Annotated in this window: 16 protein-coding genes; 11 read left to right on the plus strand and 5 right to left on the minus strand. The window is 71.0% G+C overall.

Going from position 1 to position 15464, the window contains the following annotated elements; all coding sequences use genetic code 11:
• The first annotated feature begins 224 nt into the window (after window positions 1–224).
• Genes deoC through ACFRFC_RS14585 form a run of 3 tightly spaced genes read left to right on the plus strand, consistent with a single transcriptional unit; the run spans window position 225 to window position 3536 of the window.
• The gene (gene deoC, locus ACFRFC_RS14575; RefSeq protein ID WP_382680570.1) at window positions 225–1178 is read left to right on the plus strand and encodes a deoxyribose-phosphate aldolase; all 954 of its coding nucleotides are present in this window, start codon (window positions 225–227) and stop codon (window positions 1176–1178) included.
• Between the two features lie 5 nt (window positions 1179–1183).
• Window positions 1184–2641 carry an aldehyde dehydrogenase family protein gene (locus tag ACFRFC_RS14580; RefSeq protein ID WP_382680569.1) on the plus strand — a complete coding sequence of 486 codons (1458 nt, stop codon included), beginning with the start codon at window positions 1184–1186 and terminating at the stop codon, window positions 2639–2641.
• A 1-nt stretch (window position 2642) separates the two neighbouring features.
• Complete coding sequence (locus ACFRFC_RS14585; protein WP_382680568.1) at window positions 2643–3536, plus strand: aldehyde dehydrogenase family protein; 894 nt, start codon at window positions 2643–2645, stop codon at window positions 3534–3536.
• Window positions 3537–3639: 103 nt separating this feature from the next.
• Here the strand turns inward: ACFRFC_RS14585 and ACFRFC_RS14590 are convergent, their stop codons facing one another.
• A complete protein-coding gene (locus tag ACFRFC_RS14590; RefSeq protein ID WP_382680567.1) occupies window positions 3640–4014 on the minus strand; it encodes a hypothetical protein in 375 nt (124 codons plus the stop codon).
• Between the two features lie 138 nt (window positions 4015–4152).
• Between ACFRFC_RS14590 and ACFRFC_RS14595 the strand changes: the two genes are divergently transcribed.
• A complete protein-coding gene (locus ACFRFC_RS14595; protein ID WP_382680566.1) occupies window positions 4153–4788 on the plus strand; it encodes a uridine kinase in 636 nt (211 codons plus the stop codon).
• Window positions 4789–5058: 270 nt separating this feature from the next.
• Here the strand turns inward: ACFRFC_RS14595 and ACFRFC_RS14600 are convergent, their stop codons facing one another.
• Window positions 5059–5802 carry a SigE family RNA polymerase sigma factor gene (locus tag ACFRFC_RS14600; RefSeq protein ID WP_382680565.1) on the minus strand — a complete coding sequence of 248 codons (744 nt, stop codon included), beginning with the start codon at window positions 5800–5802 and terminating at the stop codon, window positions 5059–5061.
• A gap of 264 nt (window positions 5803–6066) precedes the next feature.
• Between ACFRFC_RS14600 and afsQ1 the strand changes: the two genes are divergently transcribed.
• From afsQ1 to ACFRFC_RS14625, 5 genes are all read left to right on the plus strand, one after another.
• Entirely contained in the window at window positions 6067–6744 is a 678-nt protein-coding gene (gene afsQ1 / locus ACFRFC_RS14605; protein ID WP_382680564.1) for a two-component system response regulator AfsQ1, read from the plus strand.
• The gene (locus ACFRFC_RS14610; protein WP_382680563.1) at window positions 6741–8321 is read left to right on the plus strand and encodes an ATP-binding protein; all 1581 of its coding nucleotides are present in this window, start codon (window positions 6741–6743) and stop codon (window positions 8319–8321) included. Before afsQ1 ends, ACFRFC_RS14610 begins: the two co-directional genes overlap by 4 nt.
• A complete protein-coding gene (locus ACFRFC_RS14615; RefSeq protein WP_382680562.1) occupies window positions 8318–8968 on the plus strand; it encodes a hypothetical protein in 651 nt (216 codons plus the stop codon). Before ACFRFC_RS14610 ends, ACFRFC_RS14615 begins: the two co-directional genes overlap by 4 nt.
• Window positions 8969–9168: 200 nt before the next feature.
• Window positions 9169–9738, plus strand: a complete 570-nt coding sequence (locus tag ACFRFC_RS14620; RefSeq protein ID WP_382680561.1) for a VanZ family protein — start codon at window positions 9169–9171, stop codon at window positions 9736–9738.
• A 91-nt stretch (window positions 9739–9829) separates the two neighbouring features.
• Entirely contained in the window at window positions 9830–10033 is a 204-nt protein-coding gene (locus tag ACFRFC_RS14625; RefSeq protein WP_382680560.1) for a PspC domain-containing protein, read from the plus strand.
• A 112-nt stretch (window positions 10034–10145) separates the two neighbouring features.
• On the opposite strand, the gene ACFRFC_RS14630 is transcribed toward ACFRFC_RS14625, so the two are convergent.
• Together ACFRFC_RS14630 and ACFRFC_RS14635 are read right to left on the minus strand one after the other, a co-directional pair.
• Window positions 10146–10502 (minus strand): ATP-binding protein, encoded by a 357-nt coding sequence (locus ACFRFC_RS14630; protein WP_382680559.1) that lies wholly within the window; start codon window positions 10500–10502, stop codon window positions 10146–10148.
• Window positions 10503–10645: 143 nt separating this feature from the next.
• Window positions 10646–11809 carry an adenosine deaminase gene (locus ACFRFC_RS14635; RefSeq protein ID WP_382680558.1) on the minus strand — a complete coding sequence of 388 codons (1164 nt, stop codon included), beginning with the start codon at window positions 11807–11809 and terminating at the stop codon, window positions 10646–10648.
• Between the two features lie 112 nt (window positions 11810–11921).
• Here ACFRFC_RS14635 and ACFRFC_RS14640 point away from each other — a divergent pair, with 112 nt between their 5' ends.
• Window positions 11922–12680, plus strand: coding sequence for an alpha/beta hydrolase (locus ACFRFC_RS14640; RefSeq protein ID WP_382680557.1), 759 nt, complete (start codon window positions 11922–11924; stop codon window positions 12678–12680).
• 159 nt (window positions 12681–12839) lie between these two features.
• Here the strand turns inward: ACFRFC_RS14640 and ACFRFC_RS14645 are convergent, their stop codons facing one another.
• Complete coding sequence (locus ACFRFC_RS14645; RefSeq protein WP_382680556.1) at window positions 12840–13793, minus strand: LysR family transcriptional regulator; 954 nt, start codon at window positions 13791–13793, stop codon at window positions 12840–12842.
• A 64-nt stretch (window positions 13794–13857) separates the two neighbouring features.
• Here ACFRFC_RS14645 and ACFRFC_RS14650 point away from each other — a divergent pair, with 64 nt between their 5' ends.
• Window positions 13858–15147, plus strand: a complete 1290-nt coding sequence (locus ACFRFC_RS14650; protein ID WP_382680555.1) for an MFS transporter — start codon at window positions 13858–13860, stop codon at window positions 15145–15147.
• Window positions 15148–15464 lie beyond the last annotated feature (317 nt).

Genomic DNA, 15464 nt, shown 5'->3' on the forward strand with positions numbered 1-15464 from the left:
ACACCGCCCCCACCCACGCCCAAAAGGGGCGCGGGGAACTGCGCGCTCAACCACACACAACCCGCACCCACAGCCCCACAGCCCCACCCACCCCCTCAGGGGCGCGGGGAACTGCGCAACAAGCCACACACGACCCGCACCCACAAACCCACCCCACCCCACCCACCCCACAAGAGCCCCACACCGGGGTGTACAGCCGCTACGCGCGTAGATATGCTCGTCTGGTGACCATGCCCACCTCGGTACCCACACTCACGGACGTGGCGGCCTCGAACAGCGCACTGCGCCGCTTCCTGCACGGCCTCCCCGGCGTCGACGCGGTCGGCCTGGAGGCGCGTGCCGCCTCGCTCGGGACCCGCTCGATCAAGACGACCGCCAAGGCGTACGCCATCGACCTCGCGATCTCGATGGTCGACCTGACGACACTGGAAGGCGCCGACACTCCCGGCAAGGTCCGGTCCCTCGGCGCCAAGGCGGTCCACCCCGACCCCACCGACCGTACGGCCCCGGCCACGGCCGCCGTCTGCGTCTACCCCGACATGGCAGCCATCGCCAAGGAGGCCGTCGCCGGCTCCGGCGTCAAGGTCGCCTCCGTGGCCACCGCCTTCCCGGCCGGACGCGCCGCGCTCTCCGTGAAGCTCGCGGACGTGCGCGAGGCGGTCGCGGCCGGTGCCGACGAGATCGACATGGTCATCGACCGCGGCGCCTTCCTCGCGGGCCACTATCTGAAGGTGTACGAGGAGATCACCGCCGTGAAGGAGGCGTCCGGCGCGGCCCGCCTCAAGGTCATCTTCGAGACCGGCGAGCTGTCGACGTACGACAACATCCGCCGCGCGAGCTGGCTCGGCATGCTGGCCGGAGCGGACTTCATCAAGACCTCCACCGGCAAGGTCGCGGTCAACGCCACCCCCGCCAACACCCTGCTCATGCTGGAGGCGGTCCGCGACTTCCGCGAGCAGACCGGCGTGCAGGTGGGCGTGAAACCGGCCGGAGGCATCCGTACCACCAAGGACGCGATCAAGTTCCTGGTGCTGGTCAATGAGACGGCGGGCCCGGACTGGCTGGACAGCCACTGGTTCCGCTTCGGCGCCTCCTCGCTCCTCAACGACCTGCTGATGCAGCGCCAGAAGCTGGCCACCGGCCGCTACTCCGGCCCCGACTACGTGACGGTGGACTGATCATCATGGCTTCCGTATTCGAGTACGCACCGGCACCCGAGTCCCGGACGATCGCCGACATCGCCCCTTCCTACGGCCTGTTCATCGACGGCGAGTTCACGGACGCGGCGGACGGCAAGGTCTTCAAGACGGTCAGTCCCAGCACGGAGGAAGTGCTCTCCGAGATCGCCCAGGCCGGTCCCGAGGACGTGGACCGCGCGGTGCGGGCGGCCCGCAAGGCGTTCGAGAAGTGGTCGGCGCTGCCCGGCGCGGAGCGCGGGAAGTACCTGTTCCGGATCGCCCGGATCATCCAGGAGCGCAGCCGTGAGCTGGCGGTCCTGGAGACCCTGGACAACGGCAAGCCCATCAGGGAGACCAGGGACGCGGACCTCCCCCTGGTGGCCGCGCACTTCTTCTACTACGCGGGCTGGGCGGACAAACTGGACCACGCGGGCTTCGGCCCCAGCCCCCTCCCCCTGGGCGTGGCGGGCCAGGTCATCCCCTGGAACTTCCCCCTCCTGATGCTGGCGTGGAAGATCGCCCCGGCGCTCGCGACCGGCAACACGGTCGTGCTGAAGCCCGCCGAGACGACCCCCCTGTCGGCCCTCTTCTTCGCGGACATCTGCCGCCAGGCGGGCCTCCCGAAGGGCGTCGTCAACATCCTGCCCGGGTACGGCGACGCGGGCGCCGCCCTGGTGGCCCACCCGGACGTGAACAAGGTGGCCTTCACCGGCTCCACGGCCGTCGGCAAGGAGATCGCCCGCACGCTCGCGGGCACGGACAAGAAACTCACCCTCGAACTGGGCGGCAAGGGCGCCAACATCGTCTTCGACGACGCCCCGATCGACCAGGCCGTCGAGGGCATCGTCACCGGCATCTTCTTCAACCAGGGCCAGGTCTGCTGCGCGGGCAGCCGCCTCCTGGTCCAGGAGTCGATCCAGGAGGAACTCCTCGACTCCCTCAAGCGCCGCCTGTCCACCCTGCGCCTGGGCGACCCCCTGGACAAGAACACGGACATCGGCGCGATCAACTCCGCCGAGCAGCTGGCCCGTATCACCGCCCTCGCGAAGACCGGCGAGACGGAGGGCGCGACCCGCTGGACGGCCCCCTGCGACCTCCCCTCCTCCGGCTACTGGTTCGCCCCAACCCTCTTCACGAACGTCACGCAGGCCCACACCATCGCCCGCGACGAGATCTTCGGCCCGGTGCTGTCGGTCCTCTCCTTCCGCACCCCGGACGAGGCCGTGGCCAAGGCGAACAACACGCAGTACGGCCTGTCCGCGGGCATCTGGACGGAGAAGGGCTCACGCATCCTCGCGGTCGCGAGCAAGCTCCGCGCGGGCGTGATCTGGTCCAACACCTTCAACAAGTTCGACCCGACGTCGCCGTTCGGCGGCTACAAGGAGTCGGGCTTCGGCCGCGAGGGCGGCCGGCACGGCCTGGAGGCATACCTCACCCCGTCGAACCCGAAGGGTGAGCGCTGAAATGAGCACTGTTGATCGCCTGTCCGTCTTCAAGACCTACAAGCTGTACGTCGGCGGGAAGTTCCCGCGTTCCGAGAGCGGCCGGGTGTACGAGGTGACCGACTCGAAGGGCAAGTGGCTGGCGAACGCGCCCCTGGCCTCCCGCAAGGACGCCCGGGACGCGGTCGTGGCCGCCCGCAAGGCGTTCGGCGCCTGGTCCGGCGCCACCGCCTACAACCGCGGCCAGATCCTCTACCGCGTGGCGGAGATGCTGGAGGGCCGCAGGGACCAGTTCGTCCGCGAGGTCGCCGAGGCCGAGGGCATCTCGAAGTCCAAGGCGGCTACGGCGGTGGACGCGGCCATCGACCGCTGGATCTGGTACGCGGGCTGGACCGACAAGATCGCCCAGGTGACCGGCGGCACCAACCCGGTGGCGGGCCCGTACTTCAACCTGTCCTCCCCCGAGCCCACGGGCGTGGTAGCCGTACTGGCCCCCCAGGACTCATCCTTCCTGGGCCTGGTCTCGGTGCTGGCCCCGGTGATCGCCACCGGCAACACGGCGGTGGTGGTGACCAGCGAGAAGTTCCCGCTCCCGGCGCTGTCCCTGGCCGAGGTCCTGGCCACCTCCGACGTCCCCGGCGGAGTGGTCAACATCCTCTCCGGCCGTACGCCGGAGATCGCCACGCCCCTGGCCTCCCACCAGGACGTCAACGCGATCGACCTGGCGGGCGCGGACGCGTCCCTGGCGAAGGACCTGGAGATCGCGGCGGCCGACAACCTGAAGCGAGTCCTGCGCCCACAGCCTGTGGACGACTGGACCCAGACCCCGGGCACCGACCGCATGACGGCGTTCCTGGAGACGAAGACGGTATGGCACCCGACGGGGGCGCTGGGCGCGGCGGGTTCGTCGTACTAGACGCCGTACCGGACCTCGTACGGGACCTCGTACGGGACAAGGACCGCACCCCTGGCCGCATGGCGCCAAAGGCAGCCATGCGGCCGGCCCCCGCCAACCCGCACTAGCCGCCCAGCAACTGCCCCACCAAAGGCAGACTCCCCACGGACGGAGCCTGAGCGACCGGCCCCGTCAGCATCTTCGAAGTGACCGGCTGGAAGTCGGCGAGCTGCGTTCCCACCCCGTTGTCGAGAGGATCGACCCCCGTCCCCGCCAGCGGATTCGGCTTGAGCCCGGCCACCGGCCCGGTCACATACGGCAGGACGCCGATGGCCGCGGCGAGCCCGGCCTGAGGATCGATGTTTCCCAGCGAGGTCGGACGCGTACGCATCACATCGACCACCGGCTCACCGTCGGCCGCGGCGGCGGCACCCGAGGCCGCGCCCACGGCCGCTCCCGCCAAAGCCAGCACAGCGAGCGAATTCTGGCGTAGGGACACCAGTGCCACCTTTCATCACACGTCAGACATCACACGAGGTAACCATTTCAGCACAAAGGGTAGTTGAGATGTGACGCGCGCTTCAAAGCCGACCCGCGGTCTCGTGGGGCGGCCACCCATGCCGCACACTGAGGTCCCGTGAGTTCCCATCCGCCCATACCCACCCGGGTCGTGCTGCTCTGCGGCCCGTCCGGCTCCGGCAAGTCCCTTCTCGCCCAGCGCTCCGGCCTCCCGGTGCTGCGCCTGGACGACTTCTACAAGGAGGGTGACGACCCGACGCTGCCGCTGGTGGCGGGAAGCTCCGACATCGACTGGGACCACCCCGGCTCCTGGGACGCCGACGCGGCCGTCAGCGCGATCACCGCCCTGTGCCGCACGGGCCGTACCTCCGTCCCGGTCTACGACATCGCGCGCAGCGCCCGCACGGGCGAGGACAGCGTGGACATCGGCCGCACCCCGCTGTTCGTCGCGGAGGGCATCTTCGCCGCCGAGATAGTGCGGCGCTGCCGGGACCTCGGGGTCCTCGCCGACGCGCTCTGCCTGAACCGCGGCCCGGTCCGGACGTTCCGCCGCCGCTTCCTGCGCGATCTCAAGGAGGGCCGCAAGTCGGCGGCGTTCCTGCTGCGCCGCGGCTGGCGGCTGATGCGCGCCGAGCGCTCGATCATCGCCCACCAGACCGGCCTCGGCGCCCACCCCTGCGACCGCGACGAGGCGATGGGCCGCCTGGCGGCAGCGGCGGCGGGCCGCTGCACCAGGGCTGGCAGTACACCGTAGAAACCGGACAACAGAGAGCGGGACTGGATGGACCCCCCGGCCCTCCAGTCCCGCTCCCTGTGGTGCTCCCCCGTGTTCCCCCGTGTTTCCCTTCTCTCTTTTCTTGCTACCCCCGTAGCTCCCCCGTACTTTCCCCCGTACTTCCCCCCCCAGGGCCCATGCAGTGCCAGGTGCTTCCCCCGGACCCGTAGACAAGACCCCCGTACCGTCCCCCTGATACACCCCCCGAGGAACTTTTTTCTTTCTTCCCCCGAACCTTCGGGTGACCGGTCAGGCGACCAGTTCGCCGAAGGCGTCCTCCTGGTCACGGCCGAAGCTCAGGACCTCGTCGTCGCGCAGCCGGCGCAGCGAGCGCCAGATGCTGGACTTGACCGTGCCCACACTGATGTCGAGGATCTCCGCGATCTCCGGGTCCGTGCGGCCCTCGTAGTAGCGCAGGACCAGCATGGTGCGCTGGAGTTCCGGCAGCCGGGTGAGCGCCTGCCACAGGACCGCGCGCAGTTCGGTGCCGCGCATCGCGTCCGTGTCGCCGGGCGTCTCCGGCAGTTCCTCGGTCGGGTACTCGTTGAGCTTGCGGCGGCGCCACGCGCTGATGTGCAGGTTGGTCATGGTCCGGCGGAGATATCCGCCGACCGCCGCCTTGTCACTGATCCGGTCCCAGGCCCGGTACGTCGAGAACAGCGCGCTCTGCAACAGATCCTCGGCCTCGAACCGGTCACCGGTGAGGTGGTACGCGGTGGCGTACAGGGAGGCGCGGCGCTCCTGGACGTAGGCGGTGAACTCCACCTCCGACACCGAGCGCCGCTCCCCCGATCCCTCCCTGTACGCGTCCCCCCCGTGCGCCTCCCCCGTGAAGGCGTCAACCACCGTCATATGGACGGTGTGCTGACGCCCGGCGCCACGAGCGCACCCCCGCCCACCCGTGACGCCGGACTTCTCGGAACCCCGGCCCCCGTTCAGGTCGTGCAGACGCGTGACCACTGCGCTGGTGCTGGTGCCGTGCAGCGTGTTCATCTCGCGCCCCCCGTCGTGGACTTCCGGTGTTCGGCCCTCGGTGTCCGGCCCGGCCGGGCCGTACTCCTGTGCTCGTGCCGAGAAGCTTGCCCCGGCACTTTCATCGCTGTGTCCGCCGACTGTCACAGACCTGCAACAGGGGTCTGTGACCGTAACTTCCAAGATCACGCACAGGGTTCATATATGCGTCCCCCACGCCCTCTCCACGGTTGATCCCCACCCACAGGTCGAACACCGCACCCTCCATGGGCCAGAATGAGCCCTGTGCCTTCCCTGTTGCTGATCGAGGACGACGACGCCATCCGGACGGCCCTGGAGCTCTCACTGACGCGCCAGGGACACCGGGTGGCGACCGCTGCCAGCGGTGAGGACGGTCTGAAACTGCTCCGTGAGCAGCGGCCGGACCTGATCGTGCTGGATGTGATGCTGCCCGGGATCGACGGCTTCGAGGTGTGCCGGCGGATCCGGCGCACCGACCAGCTGCCGATCATCCTGCTGACCGCGCGCAGCGACGACATCGACGTGGTGGTCGGTCTGGAGTCCGGTGCCGACGACTACGTGGTCAAACCCGTGCAGGGCCGGGTGCTGGACGCCCGGATCCGCGCGGTGCTGCGCCGCGGCGAGCGGGAGGCGAACGACGCGGCGACCTTCGGCGGCCTGGTCATCGACCGGGCCGCGATGACCGTCACCAAGAACGGCGAGGATCTCCAGCTCACCCCGACCGAGCTGCGGCTGCTCCTGGAGCTGAGCCGGCGGCCCGGTCAGGCGCTCTCCCGCCAGCAGCTGCTGCGCCTGGTGTGGGAGCACGACTATCTGGGCGACTCGCGGCTGGTGGACGCCTGTGTGCAGCGGCTGCGCGCCAAGGTCGAGGACGTGCCGTCCTCCCCGTCGCTGATCCGTACCGTACGAGGTGTCGGCTACCGGCTGGATCCGCCTCAGTGACCCAGCCGGAACGGGGGGTCCGCGGCTGGGCCGCGGCGCGCAGGACGGTGCTGTCCGGGCTGCGCTTCACCACTCTGAGGCTGCGCCTGGTGGTGGTCTTCGGGCTGGTCGCGCTGACCGCGGCGGTGTCGGCGTCGGCGATCGCCTACTGGCTGAACCGCGAGGCGGTGCTCACCCGCACCCAGGACGCGGTGCTGCGCGACTTCCAGCAGGAGATGCAGAACCGGGCGGGTTCGCTGCCCGAGCAACCGGGACAGGCCGAGTTGCAGCTCACTGCGAGCCAGATGGCCGGCAACAGCAGCCAGCGCTTCACCGTGCTGCTGGTCGCGGAGAACGCCCAGGACCGGACCGTGTCCGGCAGCTCCGGCGGGCTGAGCGGCTTCAGCCTCCAGGACGTGCCCGAGTCGCTGCGTACGGCGGTGGACAAGCGCCAGCCGGTCAGCGACGGCAATACGGCCCCGTACCACCTGTACTGGCAGCGGATCGTGGACGACGGCACGCCCTATCTGGTGGCCGGGACGCGGGTGATCGGCGGTGGGGCGACCGGGTACATGCTCAAGTCGCTGGAGCCGGAGGCGAAGGATCTCAACTCGCTGGCCTGGTCGCTGGGGATCGCCACCGGGCTGGCCCTGATCGGCTCGGCGCTGCTGGCGCAGGCCGCGGCCACGACCGTGCTCAAGCCGGTGCAGCGGCTGGGGGTGGCCGCGCGGCGGCTCGGCGAGGGCCGGCTGGACACCAGGCTGCGGGTGTCCGGGACCGATGAACTGGCGGATCTGTCGCGGACCTTCAACAAGGCGGCCGAGGCACTGGAGAAGCGGGTGGACGACATGGCCGCCCGTGACGAGGCGTCCCGCCGGTTCGTCGCCGACATGAGCCATGAGCTGCGTACGCCGCTGACCGCGATCACCGCCGTCACCGAGGTGCTGGAGGAGGAGCTGGACTCCGAGAGCGGCGGCCTCGACCCGATGATCGAACCGGCGGTACGGCTGGTGGTGAGCGAGACACGCCGGCTGAACGACCTGGTGGAGAACCTGATGGAGGTCACCCGCTTCGACGCGGGCACCGCCCGGCTGGTGCTGGACGACGTGGACGTCGCCGACCAGATCACCGCCTGTATCGACGCCCGCGCCTGGCTGGACGCGGTGGACCTGGACGCCGAGCGCGGCATCCACGCCCGGCTCGACCCGCGCCGCCTGGACGTGATCCTCGCCAACCTGGTCGGCAACGCCCTCAAGCACGGCGGCTCCCCGGTACGGGTGTCGGTGCGCGTGGAGCAGACCGACGGCGAGGAGGTGGTGATCCGGGTGCGCGACCACGGCCCCGGCATCCCCGAGGACGTCCTCCCCCATGTCTTCGACCGCTTCTACAAGGCGAGCGCCTCCCGCCCGCGCTCCGAGGGCAGCGGCCTGGGCCTGTCCATCGCCCTGGAGAACGCCCACATCCACGGCGGTGAGATCACCGCCGAGAACTCCCCTGAGGGCGGCGCCGTGTTCACCCTGCGGCTGCCGCAGGACAGCACCGAGGTGGCGCTGGCGGACGAGGAAGAGCGCCCGCGCGAGAACGGGACCGAGAAATGACCGCACGACGCCCCCAGCGGCCTCCGCTGTCCCGCCTGCCCCGCCCGTCCCTCCGGTCCCTCCTGTCCCTTCCGGTGCTCGCCGCGCTGCTCACGGGCTGCGGGATCCGGGCGACGGAGGTGCCGACCGACTTCGGGGCGGCCCCCTCGCGGGCGCACTGCTCGCTCACCGGGGAGGAGGTCACCTCCCGGACCGCCCTGGGCTTCCCTGCGCAGCTGTTCCTGCTGTGCGGGTCCTCGCTGGTGCCGCTGGACCGGCTGGTGGAGATCTCGCCGGACGCGGTGGCGGCCCCCCGGCGGGTCCAGGTCGCGCAGGGCCTCCTGGACCAGCTCGCCCAGCCGCCGACGGCCGCCGAGAAGGAGGCCGGCTACACGACGGACGTCCGCTACGGCCTGGTGGTGACCGGCCCGCAGGGTGACGACCCCGACGACACCCTGCGCCTCGACGTGCCCCCCACCGACCTCACCACCTACGCCCTCGCCCAGATCGTCTGCACCTTCTCCGACTCCGAGGCCGCCGAGGGCGACGGCTCGGTCATCCTGGGCGGCCCCCACGGCACCCCGCTACGCCGCTACGAATGCACCGACGAGGTCCGCAACAGCCCCGCCGCCCAGGACCCCCCGTCGGAAGAAGTGACGGCAGGCTGAGACAGGCGGGCGTGCCGGGAGACTGTGCGATGGGCGCGAGCACCAACGCCCCAAGGGGCGCGGGGAACTGCGCGACCAGCCCCCACCCACCCGCACCCACACCACAACCGAACGCCCCCACACCGATGTGTCGTACACCTCACCCCCCGCTCCCCCACCCCCACGGAACCGATCCCACCGCCCCCCGCGTCTAGGGGATCGTGCAGCGTCAAGGCTCGATGGGCGGCGGCAGCAGCTCCCGCATCCGGGCGACAGGAGCCGTCCTCCTCGTCGCACACCTCGCGTTCGTCGGATGGCTGACGCTGCGTCCACTGGACGTCCCCTGGGTCGCGCCCGCCAATCTCCACCCGCTCGCCGGCATCCGTGCCGACCTCGCACTGGGCTGGCCGCAGGCCGCATGGCGCATCGGCGCGAGCACGGCACTGCTGGCCCCGCTGGGCGTCCTGCTCCCGGCGGTCGGCGGACGCCTGTACGTCTCCCCGCTCGCGTCGATGCTGCGCACCATCGCCGCCGGGACCCTGATCTCGCTCGGCATCGAACTGCTCCAGACCGGGGTCCCCGGCCAGGTGACGGACGTCGACTCGCTGCTGCTGAACACCGCCGGGGTGCTGCTGGCGCACGTCGCGATCGTCCCGGCCGCCCGCGCGTCGCTGCGCCGCCGCGCCGCCCGCCCGCCGCTCCGACCGGGGGTCGAGGGCGGTGCCCTCCCCCAGGACGAGGCCGCTCAGGGTCGTACCCCGACGATTCCCAGGGTCGGGATCGCCCCGTAGAGCGACGCTCGGGCGGGTTCGTCTTCGTACGGTGGATACCAGATGAGGCCCCGGATCGAGGGCCCGTAGCGACGCTCACGAAGGAGCAGCCATGTCCCGCCTCGCCCGCCCCACCAACGGCCGCGTCATCGGCGGTGTGTGCGCCGCGCTGGCCCGGCGCTTCGGCACGTCCGCGACGACCATGCGTGTGATCTTCCTGGTGTCCTGTCTGCTGCCGGGCCCGCAGTTCCTGCTGTACCTCGCCCTGTGGATATTCCTCCCGTCGGAGGAGAAGGCGGCCCGTACGGCCTGGTGAGGGCGGCGCGCTCCCGGTGGGCTCCCGGTGGGAGCGTGCGGAAACGGCGCCGGGGCGCACTCCACATGATGTGGGGTGCGCCCCGGCGGTCGGGGATCGGCGGGCGGCCGGGTCAGCCCAGCGGAATCCCGTTCAGCGGCAGGCCGTGCGTGGGCAGGCCCTTGACCGGCAGACCGCCGAGCAGACCGGCGGCGGGCTGGGTCGGGCCCTTGGCGAGGACGCTCTGGGCGGCCGGCTGGGCGGCGGCGAGGCCGGTGCCGAGCGCGTTCTGGCCCTGGTGCAGGGCCTCGCCGGCGCCGGGCAGCACCTGGGCGATGTTCTCGGCGGGGAGGGTGCGGGTGACGGTGTCCAGCGCCTGCGTGGCGTCGGGAAGGGCTGCCGGGGCGGCGTTGGCGGCACCGGCGCCGGTGGCGGCGAAGGCGGCACCGAGAGCGGCGACACCGAGGGTCTTGGCAGCAGACTGCTTCATCGTGAATGCGTCCTTGAAATGAACGGAACAGGGATCGAGAACGGGCCCCGAACGTAAACACGCGAACGCCCCGGCCGCAAACATCGAAATGCGGACGAGTGGTGAACACCCGCCCGCATTCGGGGACCCGCGGGGTCGCCCGTTCAGCCCTGACCGTCGACAGAACCGCTGGTGGAGGCGGTCTGCCGGAACAGCCATTCGGATTTCAGCTCGGCGTAACCGGGCTTGATCACGTCATTGATCATCGCCAGTCGTTCATCGAAAGGAATGAATGCTGACTTCATAGCATTGACGGAGAACCATTGCATGTCATCGAGCGTGTATCCGAATGCGTCGACGAGGTGCTCGAATTCCCGGCTCATGCTGGTGCCGGACATCAGACGATTGTCGGTGTTGACGGTGGCGCGGAAGTGCAGTCGCCGCAGCAGGCCGATGGGGTGCTCGGCGTAGGAGGCGGCGGCGCCGGTCTGGAGGTTGGAGCTGGGGCACAGCTCCAGCGGGATGCGCTTGTCGCGGACGTAGGCGGCGAGCCGGCCGAGCGTCACCCCGCCGTCCTCGGCGACCTCGATGTCGTCGATGATCCGGACGCCGTGGCCGAGCCGGTCGGCGCCGCACCACTGGAGGGCCTGCCAGATGGAGGGCAGTCCGAAGGCTTCTCCGGCGTGGATGGTGAAGTGGTTGTTCTCGCGCTTGAGGTACTCGAAGGCGTCGAGATGACGGGTGGGCGGGTAGCCGGCCTCGGCGCCCGCGATGTCGAAGCCGACGACGCCCAGGTCGCGGTAGCGGTTGGCGAGTTCGGCGATCTCCAGGGCGCGGGCGGCGTGCCGCATGGCGGTGAGCAGGGCGCCGACCCGGATCCGGTTCCCGTCGGCGCGGGCCCGCCGCTCGCCCTCGCGGAACCCTTCGGTGACGGCCTCGACGACCTCTTCGAGGGTCAGGCCCTGCGCGAGGTGCTGCTCGGGGGCGTAGCGCACCTCGGCGTAGACGACTCCGTCGGCGGCGAGGTCCTCGGCGCACTCGGCGGCGACCCGGACCAGCGCGGCACGGGTCTGCATGACGCCGACGGTGTGCGAGAAGGTCTCCAGATAGCGCTCCAGCGACCCGGAGTCGGCGGCCTCGCGGAACCAGATGCCGAGTTTGTCGGCGTCGGTCTCGGGGAGGGCGCTGTAGCCCGTGTCACGGGCGAGGTCGACGATCGTGCCGGGGCGAAGGCCGCCGTCGAGGTGGTCGTGCAGCAGAACCTTGGGTGCCCGGCGGATCTGGTCCGGGCTCGGGATGGTCCGCATCCGGTCAGTCTGGCTCGTCATTGACGCACTCTAACTCCTACGCGCGTAGATCACCGCTCCGCAGTGCCGTCGATACGTAACAGTGACCCCGACGACGGGTCGGGTACACCGTCTCTTCTGACACTGTTCTGTCATGGCACAGCAAGCGACGCCGGTGCGCCGCGCCCGGCTGGGGCGGGCCCTCGGCCCGGAGCCGACGGCGGTCAGCGCGGTGGTCCTGCTCCTTCCCGGCGGTGACGCGGTCTCACACCGCAAGCCCTCCCCCATGTTGGCGACGGCATCCATGCGCGGTCTGGGCCGCCGGCTGCTGCGCGCCGGACGGGACGAGGGTCTGACCGCGCATGTCGTCCACTACCGCTACCGCGGCTGGAACGGCACCGATGCCGTCCTCGCGCACGACGCGCTGTGGGCCGCCGACGAGGTGGTGCGGCGCTACGGCGATGTGCCGATCTGTCTCGCCGGGCTCGACATGGGCGGGCGGGCCGCGCTGCACGCGGCCGGGCACGAGGCCGTCAACTCCGTACTGGCGATTGCCCCCTGGCTGCCCGAGGAGGATGTCGCGGCGTCGCCCGAACCGGTGAAACAGCTGGTGGGGCGGCGGGTGCTGATCGTGCACGGCACGAATGACGAGCGGACGGATCCGGAGCTGTCCTTCCGGCTGGCGGCGCGGGCGAAGAAGTCGAACCGGGATGTGTGCCGGTTCGAAGTGCACGCGGATCGGCACGGGTTGCATCAGTACCGGGATGAGGTGCTGGCGTTGTCGTCGGATTTTGTGATGGGGGCGTTGTTCGGGAAGGCGTTCGCGCGGCCCGTGCGGGATGCGCTGGCCGCGCCGCCGCCGTTGGGGTTGCGTATGCCGCTGGCCTCTGGGTTTGGGCGGGCGTATCGGTAGGCCGTTGCGGGGCGGTTGTATTTCGGGTGCGGGTTTGTTGTGGCTGGTCGCGCAGTTCCCCGCGCCCCTGTGTGTGTGTGGGGGCGGTCGTTCTTTCGGTGCGGGTTCGCTGTGGTTGTTTGCGCAGTTCCCCGCGCCCCCAATAGGGGGCGTTGCCGCTCACGTGGGGAGCAGGTTGCCTCTTCTTGACAACAGGAACTTCTTGAAAGCTGCCACCGGTGGGGTGTCGGGGCGGTCCGCCAGCCAGGCGACGCCGATCTCTCGGGCTGCTCTGGGGGCGGTGACCGTGAGTTCCGCTACTTCGGGGCGGGGGACCGTCGGTGGGGGGAGCAGGGCCACGCCCAGGCCCGCGGCGACCAGGCCGCGCAGGGTTTCCGTCTCCTCGCCCTCGAAGGCGACGCGGGGGCGGAAACCCGCCTCGCGGCACAGGTCGTCGGTGATGCGGCGCATGCCGTAGCCGGGTTCCAGGGTGACGAAGGTTTCCTCGGCGGCCTCGGCCAGGCGGATGCGCCGGCGGGTGGCGAGACGGTGGTCGCGGGGGACGACCAGGCGGAGTTTCTGTTCGTCCAGGCGGCGGGCGACCAGGTCGGGGGCGTCGGGGACCGGCGAGGTCAGACAGAGGTCGAGTGCACCGGCGCGCAGGGTTTCGAGCATGGCCTCGCCGTGGTTCTGGACCAGGGAGAAGCGCACGCGGGGATGGTCCGCGCGGAAGGCGTGCAGCAGGCCGGGGACGGTCTCGGCGCCCATGGTGTGCAGAAACCCGAAGGCGACCTTGCCGGTGGCCGGGTCGGCGTCCGCGCGGACCTCCTCGGCGGCGCGCTCGATCTCCGCGAGGGCGCGTTCGACGGAGGCCAGGAAGGTGTGACCGGCGGTGGTCAGGGCGACCGTACGGCCGCGGCGGGCGAACAGGTCGACGCCGAGGTCCTGTTCGAGGCGGACCAGGGAACGGGAAAGGGTGGACTGGGGGACGTTCATCTCCTGGGCGGCCCGGGTGACGTGCTCGGTGCGGGCGACTCCGGCGAAGTGGACCAGGCGGGGGGCGAGCAGGGCGACGATGTCTTCTGTGTCACTGCTCGGTGACAGTCGCCCCTGTGACCTCTGCTGATGCTTCATGGGAACGATTATGACGATTCCATGCATTGGACGGATGAGCGGGGCGGGGAGCACGCTTCTTGGCATGACTCCCGCCAGTACCGGGGCGTCCAGCACCCTGGGCGCCGCCCCCTCCGTCCCCTCAGTCCCCTCCGTTTCCGATGTCCCCCCTCCCGCCGATGCGCGGCTGTCCCCCGGCGGGCCCGGCTACCGCCGGATGAGTTTCGCCCTCTTCCTGGCCGGGGTCGCCACCTTCGCGCTGCTGTACTCGACGCAGGCGCTGCTGCCGCTGATCTCCGCGGACTTCGGGGTGAGCGCGGGCGAGGCGAGCTGGACGGTGGCCGCGTCGACCGGCGGGCTGGCGCTGTTCGTGATCCCGATGAGCGCCCTGTCGGAACGGTTCGGCAGGCGTACGGTCATGACCGCGTCGCTGGTGGTGGCGGTGGCCGTCGCGGTGGTGATCCCGTTCGCGCCGTCGCTGACCGCGCTGGTCGCGCTGCGCGCGGTGCAGGGCGCGGCGCTGGCGGGGGTGCCGGCGTCGGCGACGGCGTATCTGGCGGAGGAGGTCCGGCCGAGGGCGCTGATCACGGCGATCGGGCTGTTCGTCGCGGGCAACAGTGTGGGCGGCATGAGCGGCCGGGTGCTGACCGGCTGGGTCGCGCAGGAGTGGGGCTGGCGGGTGGCGCTGGGCGCGCTGGGGCTGATGGCGGTGGGGTGCGCGGTCGCGTTCCGGCTGCTGCTGCCCGCGCCGCGGAACTTCACGCCGGGATCGCTGCGGCCGGGGGTGCTGGTGGCGACCGTACGGGGGCATCTGGCCGATCCGCTGCTGCGGCGGCTGTACGCGATCGGCGCGCTGTTCATGACCGTGTTCGGCGGGGTGTACACGGTGATCGGGTACCGGCTGACCGAGGCGCCGTTCTCGCTGCCGCAGGGGGTCGTCGGGTCGATCTTCCTGGTGTATCTGGTGGGTACGGTGTCGGCGTCCACCGCCGGGCGGCTGGTCGGCCGGCTGGGGCGGCGCGGGGCGCTGTATCTGGCCGGGGGGACCACGGCGGCGGGGCTGACGCTGTCGTTGTCGGACTCGCTGGGGCTGGTGCTGGTGGGGCTGGTGCTGATCACCGCCGGGTTCTTCGCGGGGCACGCGGTGGCGTCGTCGGCGGTCAGCAAGACGGCGACGGTGGGGCGGGCGCAGGCCGCGGCGCTGTATCAGTCGGCGTACTACGTCGGCGCCAGCGCCGGGAGCACGGTGGGGGCGGTCGCGTTCCACGCCGGGGGGTGGGGCGGGACCGTGGGGGTCGGGTTGCTGGCGGTGGTGGGGGTTGTGGGGATCACGGGGGTGGGGTCTCGGGCCGCGCGGGTCGCTGCGCGGGCTTAGCGGGGGGGCTGGGGGCGTCCGGTTCGGTGTTCGGGTGCGGGTTTGTTGTGGCTGGTCGCGCCCACGCGGCGGAGCCGCACATGGATACAGCCCCGCGCCCCTAGGGCGTTGCCGTCGCGGCCGTTGCCAGGTCTGGGCCGGTCGCCGTTGCCAGGTCTGGGCCGGTCGGGGGTGCGCGCCGCGGGAGGGTGAGATGTACCCCCTCTGAGCTGGGCGTTTGGTTGCTGCGGGGGCCATTGTCAGTGGGCTGGGGTAGCTTCCAAGGTGCTGGGCGCAATGAGGCGTGTGGCGGAACGGAACGGCCGCAGGGGTGGGTG

Origin of the sequence: Streptomyces sp. NPDC056734, assembly GCF_042790455.1 — a bacterium.
Lineage (GTDB): Bacteria > Actinomycetota > Actinomycetes > Streptomycetales > Streptomycetaceae > Streptomyces.